Origin of the sequence: Microcoleus sp. K1-B1, assembly GCF_036704705.1 — a bacterium.
In the GTDB taxonomy this organism is placed as follows: Bacteria; Cyanobacteriota; Cyanobacteriia; order Cyanobacteriales; family Microcoleaceae; genus Microcoleus.
Genome location: NZ_JAUBSH010000117.1, coordinates 2,420 through 19,991 on the forward strand (window position 1 = coordinate 2,420; position 17,572 = coordinate 19,991).

Annotated in this window: 10 protein-coding genes; 5 read left to right on the plus strand and 5 right to left on the minus strand. The window is 45.0% G+C overall.

The genetic code is table 11. The annotated features are described in order from the left end of the window. The 5 genes from QUA83_RS27060 to QUA83_RS27080 all read right to left on the minus strand — a co-directional run. A partial coding sequence (locus QUA83_RS27060; protein WP_333297027.1) for an AAA-like domain-containing protein occupies positions 1-2,609 on the minus strand: 2,609 nt, incomplete at its 3' end. Between the two features lie 29 nt (positions 2,610-2,638). Continuing rightward, the gene (locus tag QUA83_RS27065) at positions 2,639-4,912 is read right to left on the minus strand and encodes an AAA-like domain-containing protein (RefSeq protein WP_333297028.1); all 2,274 of its coding nucleotides are present in this window, start codon (positions 4,910-4,912) and stop codon (positions 2,639-2,641) included. A gap of 410 nt (positions 4,913-5,322) precedes the next feature. Next, positions 5,323-6,675, minus strand: coding sequence for a serine/threonine-protein kinase (locus QUA83_RS27070; RefSeq protein ID WP_333297029.1), 1,353 nt, complete (start codon positions 6,673-6,675; stop codon positions 5,323-5,325). A 29-nt stretch (positions 6,676-6,704) separates the two neighbouring features. Continuing rightward, positions 6,705-9,284, minus strand: coding sequence for an ankyrin repeat domain-containing protein (locus tag QUA83_RS27075; protein ID WP_333297031.1), 2,580 nt, complete (start codon positions 9,282-9,284; stop codon positions 6,705-6,707). Positions 9,285-9,447: 163 nt separating this feature from the next. Further along, positions 9,448-9,624 carry a DUF4058 family protein gene (locus QUA83_RS27080; RefSeq protein ID WP_333297033.1) on the minus strand — a complete coding sequence of 59 codons (177 nt, stop codon included), beginning with the start codon at positions 9,622-9,624 and terminating at the stop codon, positions 9,448-9,450. A gap of 335 nt (positions 9,625-9,959) precedes the next feature. On the opposite strand from QUA83_RS27080, the gene fbp reads away from it, so the two are divergent. The 5 genes from fbp to QUA83_RS27105 all read left to right on the plus strand — a co-directional run bounded on the left by fbp (position 9,960) and on the right by QUA83_RS27105 (position 17,502). Then, positions 9,960-11,033: a class 1 fructose-bisphosphatase gene (gene fbp, locus QUA83_RS27085; RefSeq protein ID WP_333297039.1), complete on the plus strand. Its 1,074-nt coding sequence runs from the start codon at positions 9,960-9,962 to the stop codon at positions 11,031-11,033. 150 nt (positions 11,034-11,183) lie between these two features. Next, the gene (gene tal, locus QUA83_RS27090) at positions 11,184-12,338 is read left to right on the plus strand and encodes a transaldolase (protein ID WP_333297040.1); all 1,155 of its coding nucleotides are present in this window, start codon (positions 11,184-11,186) and stop codon (positions 12,336-12,338) included. Positions 12,339-12,599: 261 nt separating this feature from the next. Beyond that, a complete protein-coding gene (gene zwf / locus QUA83_RS27095; RefSeq protein ID WP_333297034.1) occupies positions 12,600-14,129 on the plus strand; it encodes a glucose-6-phosphate dehydrogenase in 1,530 nt (509 codons plus the stop codon). Between the two features lie 169 nt (positions 14,130-14,298). Next, entirely contained in the window at positions 14,299-15,663 is a 1,365-nt protein-coding gene (opcA, locus tag QUA83_RS27100; RefSeq protein WP_333297036.1) for a glucose-6-phosphate dehydrogenase assembly protein OpcA, read from the plus strand. Positions 15,664-15,993: 330 nt separating this feature from the next. Then, on the plus strand, positions 15,994-17,502 hold the full coding sequence (locus QUA83_RS27105; RefSeq protein ID WP_333297038.1) for a cobyrinate a,c-diamide synthase: 1,509 nt from the start codon (positions 15,994-15,996) through the stop codon (positions 17,500-17,502). Positions 17,503-17,572: the final 70 nt, after the last annotated feature.

The following is a 17,572-nucleotide window of genomic DNA, read 5'->3' on the forward strand; positions in this document are numbered from 1 at the left end:
CCGGTGAGGGTAGCGATGGGTTTTTGGCTTTGCAGGTGCCACAGTTTGATGGTGTTGTCGTCACTTGCAGAAGCCAAAGTCAAGCCATCTGGACTAAAGGCGACGCTTCTGACAGAATTGCTATGCCCGGTGAGGGTAGCGATGGGTTTTTGGCTTTGCAGGTGCCACAGTTTGATGGTGTTGTCGTCACTTGCAGAAGCCAATCTCTTGCCATCTGGACTAAAGGCGACGCTCCAAACCGAACTGCTATGCCCGCTGAGAGTAGCGATGGGTTTTTGGCTTTGCAGGTGCCACAGTTTGATGGTGTTGTCACTGCTTGCAGAAGCCAATCTCTTGCCATCTGGACTAAAGGCGACGCTCCAGACCGAACTGCTATGCCCGCTGAGGGTAGCGATGGGTTTTTGGCTTTGCAGGTGCCACAGTTTGATGGTGCTGTCACTGCTTGCAGAAGCCAATCTTTTGCCATCTGGACTAAAGGCGACGCTATAGACCGAACTGCTATGCCCGCTGAGGGTAGCGATGGGTTTTTGGCTTTGCAAATCCCACAGTTTGATGGTGCTGTCATAGCTTGCAGAAGCCAAAGTCAAGCCATCTGGACTAAAGGCGACGCTTCTGACCGAACTGCTATGCCCGGTGAGGGTAGCGATGGGTTTTTGGCTTTGCAGGTGCCACAGTTTGATGGTGTTGTCACTGCTTGCAGAAGCCAAAGTCAAGCCATCTGGACTAAAGGCGACGCTTCTGACCGAACTGCTATGCCCGGTGAGGGTAGCGATGGGTTTTTGGCTTTGCAGGTGCCACAGTTTGATGGTGTTGTCACTGCTTGCAGAAACCAAAGTCAAGCCATCTGGACTAAAGGCGACGCTTCTGACCGAACTGCTATGCCCGGTGAGGGTAGCAATGGGTTTTTGGGTTTGCAAGTCCCACAGTTGGATAGTGTTGTCACTGCTTGCAGAAACCAAAGTCAAGCCATCTGGACTAAAGGCGACACTCCAGACCGAATTGCTATGCCCTTCCAAATGATTGCGCTCTTTTACTGCGGACACTGCTTGTTGCAGCGCAGCTATCACTCGTCCTCTAATCTGTTTTGTCGTCTCGGCTGAAGCATCTAGTTGTTTGAATGCGTATCCTGCCTTTAATGCTTCCAACAGTGCTTGGAATGTCTGTCCTGAACGAAATGATTCATTAGAAAAAGCAGTTTCCTGAATTACATTTGCTAAATTCTGGGCTTGAGTGATTTTATATGTGGCCAATTCCTGCGCTTTAATTAACGTCTGATTCGCTTCTGTCAAAATTTTATTCGCGTGTCTCTGTGCTTCTAACTCTCGTTCAACTTCCCGTTGTTGGACTTCCCGACTGGCATTTAAAAACTGATAATCCAAATCGCTCAAACTTTTATCTGCTGCCCAAGTTTGAGCATCTTGCAAGGCTTGACCCCGCAACAGCCGCGATTCATCTTGGCAATCAGACTCTATCCAAGCTTTAAAACTTTGGCTGTAAGGACGGAGCTCCGCTAATTGCTTTTCCACCCAATCTAGGTTAAAAACCGATTGATAAATCCGGTTATAAACTTTAAGTTTGCCAGACTGCTTAACCACCAACCCAGTTAATCGTAGTTCCATTTGTTCTGGACTATCATCAGTCCCTATCTCATGGTGCTGCAAAATTTGCTGATATAGTCCCAATAACCTACTTGCCCGTTGTTCGCTGCGTAAAATGCGATCGCGAATCGTCTTTAAATGCTCTGGTTCATCCTGCCCTTCCCAATTATCAATCACTTTTTCTTGGACTAAATTTCCTACCCACTCAGCGGGATTTTGAATTGAGGCATAGTTGGCATGATTGAGCAGCAATTTACAAACTTTTTGCGTTAAAAACGGCTGTCCTCTAGTCCAATATAAGATTGCTTCTAATAAATATTGAGCATTTCCTGCTTGAGTTTCTAAGCCGACTGCCAAAGGTTGGGCTTCTGCTAATTGAAACCCGGTTAACTCTATTCCTCGACCAATATTAAACGGAGTGCGTCGCTTGTCTTGAATTAAATCTGAGGGAGTTGCTACCCCTAACATCGTAAATGTTAATCGACGATAGTCTGGTTGATCGGCTCGATTGTTATAGCAATCTCTAATTACAGCAAAAAAATCTTCTATTTTAAAGTTTAAGCTGATTAAGCTGTCCGATTCATCGACAAAAATTACGATATAACCTGAAATTTTCTTGAGTAATACTTCTTCAATAAATTTACTAAATCGTTTAACATTCGATAGTATACTATTCTGCTCCCACCATTCATCTAAATCAAAAACGTCATACAAATCTAATCGGCTGACGATGCTATCAATCACGCCTGCATACCACTCTTCTGGCGTAATATCTGAGGTGCCTATTTCTGTGATATCAATACTACTACAGGCGATTCCCTCTGCTTGTAACCGCTGCATTGTCCGCACTCGCAGTGATGATTTTCCCATTTGTCTGGAATTAAGAACATAGCAGAATTCTCCGGCTTTTAAAGCTTGATAAAGTTCTTCATCCGCCTTCCTAGTGACATAAGTTGGAGCGTTGGCCGGCAGGCTCCCTCCCACTTGATATTCATAATCTTTCATAGTCATTGTTAATTTATAGGTGGAAAATTAGAAAATTAAGGAATCAATTTGTACAGCCGTACAGGTTCAGAAATTCCCTTTAACTGTTGCATACCTAAGTCAATTACATTTAAAGGTGAGTGGGTTTTAACGACTTGATAAACTGTTTCAGAAATACAGATTCCTCCTGGCTCTGCTTTCCCTTCTAAACGAGCCGCTAAATTTACACCAGCCCCCCTAATATCATTATTAAAAAAGAAGATTTCCCCCAAGTGAATACCAATGCGATGTTGCAGGACATGACTCGGAGGTAAGGTTGTAGCAGCTTCGGCGAAACTTCGCTGTATTTCTAACGCACAGGCAACTGCTTTTACGGCACTTTCTGGAAAGCAAATTAATAAACCATCGCCCATTTCTTTAAGGACTTTGCCTTGATGTTTAGCGCAGATGCCTCGGATGATGTTGAAATCTCGATTCACTAATTCTAGTGTCAGCTTTTGGTTGGCAACTGATAAAGCGGTGGAATTAACTACATCTGAAAAAATAATAGCTGCTAAATTACTCTCTAGCAAGCTTGATTGGTTATTAGTTTGTTGCACAGGAGTCAGATTCGCTTGGGGAGAGGCTAGGCGATGGCGAAAATATTGACGATACAAACCACACAATGGCATGACAGCATTTCCCTGAAATTTTATCAACCCCATGCTTCGCAATTTAAAAGCCTCTCCGGTATTAATTTCTACAGGTTGTTCGCTGTTAATCACTTGTCTAATTGTTGCTGCTAGTTCGGCATCTTTTTCCAAGTTAATTAAATGTCGCCGTAAATGATCGTAGTAAGGGCCTTCTTCAGTAGGAGCGACTTCTAGCAAGCGCTCTAAGGTAATTCTCCCCCTGGCAATTTGGTAGAGAGCAACTCGCACTAAATAAGGATGACCGCCCACCATTTCCATCAGGTCACAAATCTCTTGATTTGACCAATTTAATCGGTGTCGATTGACTAAATCTGTTACCTGGATCTGATTGAGTTCAGGTAACTCTATGGGCAATCCCACGTTAAATGGCGACTGATTAATATTGAGAGGAATATAAACTTCTTGAGAGTGAGAAATGACTAACCTTAGCTTTTTCCAAATTTCCTCATTTTTTCCCCGCTCGTGCCAAGCTCGTAATAATCCAAAGAAGTCGGTGGCTATTTCGGAATGCGGAAAAATCCGATCGACTTCATCTAACCCTAAAACAAGAGGCCGATCGCTGTCAGATAGTAGATAGCGTTGGAAATACTTGGTGCTTTTATTTTTACTGCCGAGAACGCCTTTCCAATATTCTCCTAACCTATCTTCTAAATTTAATTCATTGGTAATCTCACCACAAAACCACTGTAATAACTCATCAAGATGGGTGAGAAAACTGCCATCAGCCCATTGAAAGTTTAAATACGCTGTTTGATATCCCTGTTCCTTGGCGTGGTATAAAATTCGCTGCACTAAGGAAGTTTTTCCCATTTGTCGGGGGGCTTTAATTCGGATTAAAGCTCCTGCTTTGACAATAGTTTGGTAGCAGTCCGATTCGATGGGAGGCCGATCGATATATAGGGGTGAATCTAAACTCACAGAACCTTCTGGGTTGTCTAAGTTGGGCATAAAAACGGGAGGTGCGGCGATCGATCGCGCATTTTCCACCACAGGCGACGACTCCTCAACGATATCGCTAACAGAAGCATCGCGCGGATCTGCAGCATCCAACTCAGAAAAATCCGACTTTTTCTTTAATACCGGAGTAAGTTCTTCTGGAATCCCTGCCATGCTGATGCTAACGCAACCCAACTTATAGGCACGTTCGATCAACTCCCCCGCCGCCAACGTATCGTAAAACCCTACAGCAAACACTCGTGCGGCGTTATCTCCCACCGCTTGCTTCATGCCGATCACATAGGGAATGTGACGTGCGATCGCCTCAGCTTGCACTTCTGAATAGCAAGCGTTGAGTATTACGCACTGCACGTACTCATTAAACGCCTCAAACAAAGCTGCCAAAGCTTTGGCATTTACCAGCTTAATCTGCCCCATGTCATCTTCTAGGGCTAAACCCCCTTCTCCTGCACCATGCCCAGAAAAATGCACAACCTCTGGTTTATAATCTAATATTGCTCGCTGCATCTCTCTTGGCGTCACCGCCCACTGTTGCTCCAGTTGGAACTTGTCGGCATTTTTAGAACGTTGCAACCCCTCTGCAATTTCCTTCGCCTCTTTCTGTAAGTCCACAGGGGTGGTATTTTTGGGGTTGGCTGCCAAAAACAAGATAGTTTTTTTATTTCGAGTAGGAATACTCATCAATCGAACCTTCACGCTTAGGAGATACAGGAGCTTAACGACACTACCCCTGTGACGGCGATATATTTCTTGCCTTTACGCTATTTAACCACAAACATCTTTATTTTTGTTGGTCAGTAAACTGACAGAAACGATCGCCCTGAGTTAAGCATAACCAATCGAAAAGGCGATCGCGACTCTCAACTAATCTTTTAGCTACGTATTCAAGAAGTGCGATCGGCTTCCCCTTTTGCAGTCATATTTCATAAATATCGAGATTATTTATAGTTTTATTGTCATGCCCGATCCAGGATTTTTTGATGATTATTATTGCCTAAATTAGTACATAAAATCTTCTATACTTCCGCATTTACTTAACCAACGCAATAAAAAAAAACGGGTTTTTTATCAAATCTGTGGATAACAATGATTTACTTTAGTTTACTTAAACAATTGTTCAATTCCCCTACCAACCATTCTTTCTCAGCTTGCGGCAAAAATAAGCCAAAACAATAGTTACGCGGCTTAGCGCGAATCCCGCAAAAAGTCATCGATTTTTTGAGCAATGGCAGATGAATTCCCCTCAACTTTACCCGCTGGATATCTTGAGGGCTGATTTGAATTGGTCTTGGTCTAGTGAATAGATAATAATCAATCCTATACAACCACATCAAAGCATAAAATACGGTAGCTATTATTATAGCTAGGATTGATATAACGAAAAATTGGTTAAATAATTTATTTAGCCAGTCGGCAGCAGCGTATTGAGACAAGCTAAATATAAAAAATCCCAGAATCAAAGAGAAGGGAAGTAAAAATTTATAACTCCGATGAATGAACTGGAAAAAACACTTGATTTTGCTAGGTGAACGATCGGGGTGTATCTTGATCAATAACCACCGTTTAGCATCAATTAAAGTAATTCGTGATTGGGGCGATCGCTTAAACATTTTTTCGCGATTAATCCCGCTTGGCTGTTCCCCTCGCAACGCTGATAAAGCATCTTTTGCTGAGTCAAATCTATCTTCAATTGCGGGTTCAATTATCTTCTCTAACCAGTTGGCAAACTCTGGAGAAATAGAGACGCGATCGCGGAATTTTATCTTCTGCTTTTGTCTGGGTAGATCGGATGGAAATTTCTGGGTTAACAGGAAAAGCAGCGTTGTGCCTAATCCATACAAATCTGTTGATAATACAGCTTTTCCTCTGAATTGTTCTGGTGCCATGTAACCGTAGGTTCCGACAACGGTACTGCCTCCTGTAACGGTATGATGGTAAGTATTTTGAACTGCGCCAAAATCAACTAGGAAGACTCGCCCATTTTTTTGCATAATAATATTTTGGGGCTTGATATCTCGGTGGATAGTAGGAGGCAACAGCGATTGCAGATAAACTATAATTTCTAGCACTTTAGAGGCGATATGACGAACTTGCGCTTCATTGGGTTTCCAGCCATTTTCTATCCACTGTGCGAGAGATTTTCCCGGTGCGAGTTGTTGGGCGATATAAAAACAACGATCTTGGGAAGTATCCACTTGAAAGTAGTCAATGTAGCGAGGAATTCCCGGATGATTCAATCCCGATAAAGTTTTTGCTTCTCGTTCAAATAACTCGATTTTCTTCCATTCAGTTGTCAGGCGTAGGGATAAAGCTTTGAGTGCAACTTTTTGATTGCTGTTTAAATCTACCGCAGCATAGGTGATTCCAACTCCGCCCTGTCCTAATTTGCCGAGAATGCGATATCTTTCAGCAAGGATTTTTTCCGATTGTTGTAGTGTTTTCATATTTTTGTGCCTGGGTTGATTTTGGATAATTAGTCTGTTGCGCCGCGAGATCTGAGTATTTTGGCTGCTGGGTCTCGGTCGGGGTTCCAGTTGGTTTCTGCTATCTTTAGCGGCGTCTCGCCATAGCAGTTGGTAACGTCAATTTTTGCACCTTTAGCAATCAGTAATTTTAAGATTTCTACCGTGCCATAATGTGCGGCTTTATGCAGTGGAGTTGTGTCACATATATCTCTGTTATTGACATCGGCACCGTTTTTAATTAGCAGTGCAGCAATATCATTGTGTCCGATCGCGATCGCTTGATACAATGGAGTTTGACCGTTCTCATTTCTAACGTTAACCCTTGCGCCATTAGCAATTAGCAGTTCAGCGATATCTTGAGAGCCTTGAGCAACAGCAAGATGCAGGGGAGTTTGAAGCAAGTTATTTTTGGCATTAACGAATGCACCTTTGGCAATGAGTTGTTTGGCTACATTCTCAAGTTTGAAATCGACAGCGATATGCAGTAAAGTTCTGCCTTCTTTGTCTTCAATATTAACATCTGGGTTTTTACTAATTAGCAGCGCCACTGTATCCTGAAGTTTCAGGTCTACGGCGATATCCAGTGGAGTTTTTCTTTGATTATCCTGGATGTTAATTTCTGCACCTTTAGCAATCAGCAATTTTAAGATTTTTACAGTGCCATGATGTGCGGCTTTGTGCAGTGGAGTTGTGCCAGATCCATCTATATTATTGACATCTGTACCGTTGTTAATTAGCAGTGCAGCAATATCATTGTGTCCGATCGCGATCGCTCGATACAATGGAGTTTGACCCTTCTCATTTCTAACGTTAACCCTTGCACCATTAGCAATTAGCAGTTCAGCGATATCTTGAGATCCTCGATCGACAGCTAGGTGTAACGGAGTATTTCCAGATTCGTCCATAGCGTTGATATCCAGCATTAGCAAAGCAGCAACTTCTTTTGTGGTTGCATAGTGCAGTGGAGTTCTTTTTTCACTATCCAGAATCGCCACATTTGCACCGTCTTTAATTAGCTGTTGTACCAACTCCTTAAAGCCTATTTTGACTGCGTTATGTAATAAAGCTGTACTCTTGCCATTTCGGGCATTGTCTTCTTTGATGTTAATTTTTGCGCCTGCGGCGAGTAGTATTTGTGCTTTTGCCTTCGATTGCGCCATATGTAGAGGAGTCAAACCTTTATTGTTTTTGACATTGACGTTTGCGCCTTTAGCAATCAGCAACTTGGTCATTTCAGGCGATCGCGCAAAGAATAGAGGAGTGGTACCCATACTATTGCCAGGTAAAAACCTTCGCAATTTATAAGTCCATATAGAATTCGACACAAGAGCTACATCAACATCAGGTTCACTCTGGGCGTTAATATCTGCACCTTTAGCAATTAGCATTTTTGCCAATTTTATGCGATCGAATGCAACAGCAAAGTGTAACGGGGTAAAGCCAAATGTATCCTGAGCTTTGACATCTGCACCCTCGGCAATTAACAACTCTGCCACCTCTTTTGAGCCAGCCAAGTGTAGTAAATTAAGATTATATATCCTGGTACTGACACTAATACCAAGATCCAGATAATGCTTAACAGTTTTAGTATCTCCCTGTTCGACAGCCTCGACAACTGCATTGGGTGTAAATCCAATCCGGTTGAGTATGGGATATTTAAAGTGATTGAAAACAGCAACAGTAGCAATAGCAGCAATTCCTATTTTGAGGCGTTTTTCCCATTGCGTCGAGCGATTGGATTTAACGCTAACTATTCGAGGATTTCGCAGCAATTCAAGCGCTTCTTTTGCCGAGTTAAAGCGGTTTTCTAAATCAGGCGCTATCATCTTTTTTAACCAATCGGCAAATGCTGAAGAAATCTGAATTTGAGAGCGAAAATCTCCCTCTAGTATATTTGTTGGTAATTCGGCCGGGGAACGGTGGGTTAGTAAATACAACAAGGTCGCTCCTAAACCATATAAATCTGTTGCAGGTACGGCTTGTCCGAGAAATTGTTCGGGAGCCATATAACCATAGGTTCCAACTACGGTACTTCCTCGCATTAAAGTATTGTAATAAGTGTTTTGCACAGCTCCAAAATCTACTAAGCAAACTTCCCAATCTTTTGGTTGGTGGGAATTAATGGGGGATTTAAAAACAATATTTTCTGGTTTAATATCCCGGTGGATAACAGGTGGTGTCTGTGAATGGAGATAAACTAAAATCTCTAAAATTTGTGTGGCAATGCGTTGAATTTCTGGTTCACTAGCGTGCCAGCCATTTTCGACTAAACTGGCTAGAGATTGCCCTTCTGCCAGTTCTTGTACTATATAAAAACAACGGTTATCGGGAGTATCGACATAAAAATAATCCAAATAACGCGGAATTCTCGGATGATTCAATTTTGATAAAACATTGGCTTCTCGTTCAAATAGTTCCAGGACTTTCCAGTCATTCATCTTCTGTAAAGACAAAGCTTTGAGTGCGACTCGCTGGTGTGTTTGGATGTCAACGGCTTCATAAGTTGTGCTACTACCGCCTTCTCCAAGCAGATTTTTAATCTGATAGTGGTTGACTAAGTTATGGGGAATTTGTGAAATAATATCCATAGCATTGTCCTGGGTTGATGAGTACCAAACAACATTTTCTATTTGGGTTTTTGTAACCGAAATTTTGAAAAATTTAGGCAATGTAAGTTGAGCGTTTGAGTATATTTCAAACAAGTCAATAGAAAAGTCAATGACTGACTCTGTATATTTGCTTAAATTTCAATTACCGTATTTCTATGGATAGCTTACCCATAATTTTTGAGGGGCATATCACCTTTGGCGAAAATTTACGTACGGGATCTCGATCGTAATCGAGCCGATAATCATAGCCGACGCGATCGTAAATGCCTGCAAGCAATTCCAGCAAATTAACAATAGGTTCTACATCTTCTTCGCGCAAAGGAAGTTGTCGGTCTTTTTGAGATGCTAGCCAACGTTCGTAGGCTTCTCTATCGCCACTTTTTCTCTCAGCGCCCTCTGCGTCCTCTGCGGTTAATCAAAAAAATTAGTGATTTTTAATACAATTCCCGACTCAACAGCCGATCGAACTCCTCACTCTTGGAGAACACTTTCGATGGGGATCTAAAATTCACCTAAAGTTTATCCCCCTTTGGCAAAACCCTTCCTAAGATAGAAGTTGGGGGACGATCGGTCTAGTAGCCGATTCAGGGGCAAGTGTCAAGGACTCCATCGAACCCAAATCCAGAGCAGCAAGACAGGGAGGACATCAAAATCATGGTAAACGCGCCGACAGGGGAAACCCGCCTGGGCCCGATCGATCAGGTGCAAGCCTTAGACCGCGATTGCACAACCCTATCTCGTCACGTACTCCAGCAACTTCACAGCTTTTCAGCAGATGCTCAGGATCTCAGCGCCCTGATGAATCGCATCGGACTAGCTGCCAAGCTGATCGCAAGGCGACTCAGCAGAGCCGGATTAATGGCAGATGCCTTGGGGTTTACAGGGGCTACGAACGTGCAGGGAGAATCCGTCAAAAAGATGGATATCTATGCCAATGAAGTGTTTATCTCGGTATTCCAGCAAAGCGGACTTGTCTGCCGCTTGGCTTCGGAGGAAATGGAAAAACCCTACTACATTCCCGAAAATTGTCCGATCGGGCGTTACAGTCTGCTCTACGATCCCATAGACGGTTCTTCCAATCTTGACATCAATCTCAATGTCGGCTCCATATTCAGCATCCGCAAGCAAGAGGGGGACGATGCAGATGGCTCTGCTTCTGACTTGCTGCAACATGGACACAAACAAATTGCCGCTGGCTATGTACTCTACGGCCCCAGTACGATGCTGGTTTATTCGATCGGTCAGGGTGTTCATTCCTTTACCCTCGACCCGAGTTTGGGCGAGTTTATTCTAGCTAACGAAAACATTAAGGTTCCCGATCGCGGCCCGATTTACAGCGTTAATGAAGGCAACTTCTGGCAGTGGGAGGAATCTTTGAGAGACTACATTCGCTACGTACACCGCAGCGAAGGCTACAGCGCCCGGTACGGTGGAGCTTTGGTGGGAGATTTCCACCGGATTTTGTTCCAGGGAGGCGTGTTTTTGTACCCCGGAACGGTGAAAAACCCGGAAGGCAAATTGCGTTTGCTCTATGAATCGGCTCCTTTGGCGTTTTTGATGGAGCAAGCCGGCGGGCGCGCCAGTACGGGGACTCAAGACATCTTAGACGTTGTGCCGACCAAACTGCACGAGCGATCGCCCTTGATTGTCGGCAGTAAAGAAAATGTAGCGATGGTCGAGTCTTTTATTCAAGATCGAGCGCGCAATCCTAGAACACTTGAAGAATGAAGTCCTTAGTCATTAGTTATTAGTTATTGGTTATTAGAACCAAAAAATCACAACTAACAACTAACAACTAACAACTAAGCAATGCCCAATGCTTTTAAGCCCGATGCTAAATTTCCAATTCCCAATTATCAAATTGTAGGAGTTACAGTAATGACAGCAACACCAACGAATCACCTGTTAGAAATCAAAGAAATTGGCCAAAGTATCTGGATGGACAATTTGACTCGCGATCTGATCGAGTCCGGCGAACTCAAACAGATGATTGAAAGTAGGGGACTGCGGGGGATTACATCTAATCCGGCTATTTTCGAGAAAGCGATCGCAGGTAATGTGATTTACGACGCGGATATCGAAGCGGGCATCCGGGCGGGTAAATCTGTAATGGAGATTTATGAATCTCTGGTATTTGAAGATATTCGCAACGCTTGCGACATCTTCGCCCCCGTTTACGCAGAGTCGAAGGGTTTGGACGGCTACATAAGCATTGAAGTGCCACCGACGATCGCCAACGACACAGAAAGCACGATTAGCGAAGCCATACGCTATTACCAAGCCCTCGGCAAAGAAAACGTGATGATTAAGATTCCGGGAACCGCTGAAGGTTTGCCCGCAGTCGAACGAGTCATCAGCGAAGGCATTAACGTTAACGTGACTTTGCTGTTCTCGGTTGACAGCTACGTCGAAACCTTCTGGGCTTACATTCGTGGTTTGGAAGCGCGGGTGGCTAAAGGTTTGGATGTGAGCAATATTGCTTCTGTTGCCAGTTTCTTCTTGAGCCGGATCGACATCAATGTCGATGGCAAGATTGACGAGAAACTCAAAAATGTCACAGATATTTCCACAAAAGCTAAACTGGAAGCAGTGAAGGGGAAAGTGGCGATCGCCAATGCGAAGATAGCTTACCAGAAGTATAAAGAGATCGTAGCGAGCGATCGCTGGCAAGCTTTAGCAGCCAAAGGAGCGAAAGTGCAGCGATTGCTGTGGGCTTCCACCAGCACCAAAAACCCCAACTACAGCGATGTCATGTACGTCGATGAACTAATCGGCCCCGACACCGTTAACACTTTGCCGCCGAACACTGTTGAAGCTTGTTTCGACCACTGCGATGTCGCACCCCGGATTGAGAACAACGTTGCAGAAGCTTACACCCTGATCGAAAGTCTCAAAGATCCCGACATCGACATCAACTTGGACAAAGTGATGGCAGACTTGCTACTCGACGGGATTGATAAATTCGTCACCCCGTTCCAATCCCTGATGGATTCCTTGGAAGAGAAAGTCCAGAAGTTGTCACCCGTCGCCTAGACAGATATCTGTATCCTGAAAGGCAGAAGCATTTAGGAATCGGAATAGATAATTATTTGGGTTCTTAAATGCTGAGTTTTGAATCCTCTCTAGGGATTTTGAGATTAATGGCTCTCAGAGTTCCTAGAGAGCCAAATCATCTCCCTCCTCTAGCGGTATGAAGAACAGATTAGCTCTCTCACCGAAAAACTAGCAGAAATGACCGCAAACTATCATGGTGTCTTGGCAGGGTTAACAGCACTAGAACAAGGAAAATAAATAATGGTAACGCTACTTGAAAATCCACTGCGCGTCGGTTTGCGAAAAGAACGAGTGCCGGAACCACAAATTCTGGTAATCTTCGGAGCTTCTGGGGATCTCACCCAGCGCAAACTGGTACCTGCAATTTATCAGATGAAGCGCGATCGACGCTTGCCACCGGAAACTACCGTGGTGGGAGTAGCCCGCCGCCCTTGGAGTCACGATTACTTCCGAGAGCAAATGCGCGAAGGCATTGAAGAATTTGGTGGCGGCATTGGCAATGAAGAATTTTGGCAAGATTTCGCTCAAGGTTTGTACTATTGTCCGGGCGACATTGACAACCCGGAAAGCTATGAAAAACTCAAAGCTTTCTTAGCGGAACTTGACGAAGAAAGGAGAACTCGCGGCAATCACATATTTTATCTCTCAGTTTCCCCGAACTTTTTCCCAGAAGCAATTAGGCAACTGGGCGCTGCTCAAATGCTGGTTGATCCAGTAAAACACCGCTTAGTAATTGAAAAACCCTTCGGCCGCGACTTGAGTTCGGCAAAAGCGCTCAACCGAGTCGTGCAGAAGGTTTGCCAAGAACAGCAAGTTTACCGAATTGACCACTATTTGGGTAAAGAAACTGTTCAGAATTTAATGGTGTTCCGGTTTGCTAACGCGATTTTTGAACCGCTGTGGAATCGGCAATTTGTCGATCACGTACAAATTACAGTTGCAGAAACAGTAGGCGTAGAAGACCGGGCTGGTTACTACGAATCCTCTGGGGCGTTGCGGGATATGCTGCAAAACCACTTGATGCAGATTTTCTGTCTGACGGCTATGGAACCGCCAAACTCGCTCGACGCTGACAGCATCCGCACCGAAAAGATGAAAGTTCTGCAAGCAACTCGCTTGGCAGATTTGCATAACTTGGAGTTTTCAGCGATTCGGGGTCAATATTCCGCAGGTTGGATGAAGGGGAAACCCGTGCCGGGGTATCACGATGAACCGGGGGTTGCTCCCAACTCGACAACGCCGACGTTTGTGGCGATGAAGTTTATGATTGACAACTGGCGCTGGCAGGGAGTGCCTTTCTACCTGCGAACCGGCAAACGGTTGCCGAAAAAAGTTAGTGAAATTGCGATTCAGTTCCGCGAAGTTCCGCTGCTAATCTTTCAGTCTGCGGCCCAACAAACTACTCCTAACGTTTTGACTATGCGCGTGCATCCGAACGAGGGGATTTCGCTGAGGTTTGAGGCGAAAATGCCGGGGCCGGATTTGCGGACGCGGACGGTGGATATGGATTTTAGTTACGGTTCTTCTTTTGGGGTGACATCTTCGGATGCTTACGATCGCCTGTTAATTGATTGTATGCTGGGCGACCAAACTTTGTTTACCCGTTCTGATGAAGTGGAAGAAGCTTGGCGGGTGGTAACGCCGGCGTTGATGGCTTGGGAATCGTCCAACGACCAAGATTTGGTTCCTAAATACGAAGCGGGTACTTGGGAACCGGCGGAAGCAGAACTGCTACTTAACAGAGATGGCCGCAAGTGGCGCAGACTTTAAGAGCCATTAGTCAGCAGTCATTAGTCATTAGTTATTGGTCAGCATTAGTATTAGTGATTAGCTAATAACTACTAACTAATAACTACTAACTAATAACTAATAACTACTAACTAATGACCCAGGACTAATAACCAATGAGTAATGACTGATAACAAGGGAGAGAAGATTTATGACGATGACACCGATGAAAGCTCCGCCTCTGGTTTCGCTACAAAGTCCTAAAGATGTGTCGATCGACCAAATCGAGGCCGAATTGAGTCAAATTTGGGAAAGTTACAGAGAATCGGGGTCGAAAGGGGATTTTCCGATCGCTAGTAGGGCAACAACTTTTACTTTTGTAGTCTACGAACCCGAAGAAACTCAGCGGTTATTAGCGGATCTGGGGTTTTACGACGGGCCGGTGGACGGTATTACCGGGCCGATGACGGCATCTAGCATCAGGGCGGCTCAAAAAGCTTACGGGCTGCCGAGAACTGGCAAACCTAACGCTGAATTGCTGGCGACTTTGCGGGAAGAAGTGGCTCGCAAAAATTCAAAAGGCGAGGAGATGGGATCGAGTGGTTTGGGTTCCGGGGGTTCGGGCGTGGCTGACGCGATTGTAGCTGCCAATCCCTGCCGGATTATTGCTCTGTGCCCGACGGCGGGGGAAGATACGGGCGTGCAGGCTCAAGTGGCTGCTTATTGTCCGGTTCACAAGCGCACCACTGGCAATCTGATCTGCTGCGAGTATATTACCCTGCGGGGTACGGAAGCTGCTTTGGAACGGGTGAGCGGCATCGTGACGGCGTTGACGATCCCGGATTTGCCGACGCTGCTGTGGTGGAAGGCGAATCCTGATGCCGATCGAGGTTTGTTCCAGCGGCTGGCGGCAATTAGCAGTTCTGTGATTGTTGACTCTAGCAGCTTTGCCGAGTGTGAAGCTGAATTGCTGTTGATGCAAAGTCTGATCGAGGAGGGAATTCCGATCGCGGATCTGAATTGGCGTCGGCTGGCCGCATGGCAGGAGTTGGCTGCTGAGGCTTTTGACGCCCCAGAACGTCGGGCTGCGATTCGGGAAATCGATCGGGTGACGATCGATTACGAACAAGACAATTCTACGCAAGCGCTGATGTATTTGGGTTGGCTGGCGAGCCGGCTTCAGTGGCGTCCTGTTGCTTTCAAACAGGAAGAGGGCGATTACCAAATCAAGCGAATTAAATTCGCGGGGCCGGACGAACGGATTGTCGAAGCCGAGTTGGCTGCTATTCCTACTGCTGATTCGGGCGATGTCGCGGGTGATTTGATTGCTCTGCGTTTGAATTCTACAAACGAAAAGGCTGACTGCGGTACCGTTCTGTGTTCGGAAGTGGGCGGCTGTATGCGGATGGAAACGAAGGGTGGCGCTCAAACCGATCGGTTTAACCAGGTGAGTCCTCTGTTCGATCAGGTGACGGAACAGTTGCTGGGCCAGCACTTGCAGAGTTGGGGCCGAGATGTGCTTTACGAAGAAAGTTTGGCAGTGACGGCTCAAATGCTGAAGTTAGCTAAGCGGTAAAGAGAGGGAAGAAGGAAGAAGGAAGAAGGAAGAGGGAAGAAGGAAGAAGGATTGAGTTAATATTCAGTGGGGCAGGCAATATCTGCCCTACTTTTTTGGAAGTTGTCAGTTAGAAGTTATGAGTTTTGAATTAATAATGTTCTTTGACTCTAAACTCTAAATTACTTCTTCCCAAAAGCAACTAAATTACCTCTCTTATTCTCCTTCTTCCTTCGCGCTCTTCGCGTCTTCGCGGTTCGTTAAATAGGTATTCTTTGAGAACTTCAAGACCAATACTTATAATTTTATCACCGGGCTGCTTTCTGTATTTTTTGTGAATAATTTAGAACTATGGCTTTAGTAATTGCTGGCGAACGCAGCGGGGCGGGAAAGACGACTGTGACGATCGCACTTTTAGCTTTTTTAATCCGTCGCGGCTTGAATGTTCAGTCTTTTAAGGTTGGCCCGGATTACATTGACCCCATGTTTCATGCTTTTGTTACTGGTCGCCCCTGTCGCAATTTAGACCCGGTATTAACGTCTGAATCTTATGTAAAAAAGTGTTTTTATCGTCATATTCAAGATGTCGATTATGCCTTAGTTGAAGGGGTGATGGGACTATTTGATGGAGTGAGTCGAAGGAATCAGGAGTCAGGAAGGCACGACACGGATTTTGACACGGATACACGGATTAATTATCGAAAAGAAGCAGGCAATTATGATTTTTCCTTTGCTTCTACGGCTCATGTTGCTTATTTGCTGAATTTGCCGGTATTGTTTGTGATAGATTGCAGCAGGCTCTCTGGTTCTGTGGCTGCGATCGCCCACGGTTTTCGTTCTTTTAACCCTGACCTTAAATTCGCTGGTTTGGTGCTGAATCGGGTGGCGAGCGATCGACATTTGGAACTGCTTCAAGATGCTCTCAAACCGCTCAATTTACCTATTTTGGGGGTTTTGCGTAGGGATGAGGCTGTTACTATTCCCGATCGACATTTGGGGCTGATTCCGGCTGAGGAGTTGCCGAATCTTCATGCTGCGATCGATAAACTGGCTGATTTGGCTGCTGTTAGTTTTGACTGGGAGCAACTTTTGCCTTTGTTGGCTGCAACTCGAAATGAGGGGGGTGAGGGGTCTGAGCAACTTTCGGGTAGGCACGGTCTCCCTCCGGGAATTATAACTCAAAAAAATGATGTTGTCAACTCTTTGGGAAAACAATTTGGAGTGAGGATTGCAGTTGCGCGCGATCGGGCTTTTAATTTTTACTATCAGGACAATCTTGATTTGTTGGAAGAGTTGGGTGCCCAGTTGGTATTTTGGAGTCCCCTTGATGACTCGGTTTTTCCTGACAATGTACAAGGGTTATATTTTGGTGGTGGTTTTCCCGAAGTGTTTGCTCAAAAATTGAGCGGTAATGTTTTAATTCGGGATGCGGTAAGAAGTGCGATTTTTTCGGGAATGCCGACTTATGCGGAGTGCGGCGGTTTGATGTATTTGTGCGATTCTATTGTAGATTTCGATGGCAATTCTTGGCCAGGGGTGGGAGTGTTGGAAACTGCTGCTGCGATGGGAAAGCGTTTGACGCTGGGATACCGAGAAGCTGTGGCGGTGAGGGATAGTTCGGTGTTAACTGCTCTTGATGAGGTTTGGGGACATGAGTTTCATCGATCGCATTTAACTGTGGAACCTAGTAATCCAGTTTATCACAGTTGGAGGTATGGCAAGCGAGGGGAAGTTGAGGCGGTTGCTGAGGGTTGGGGAGTTTGTCAGGTGCACGCTTCTTATTTGCATTTGCATTGGGGTGCTCGGCCTGATATTCCGGCTCGTTTTTTGCAGCAGTGTGCTGATTTTGATTGTAAGTAGTTAAGCAAAATTAATTACATAATTATCTCCAAATTCTTTAAGAATTCTTTCGACAGATGAAACAAGAGAT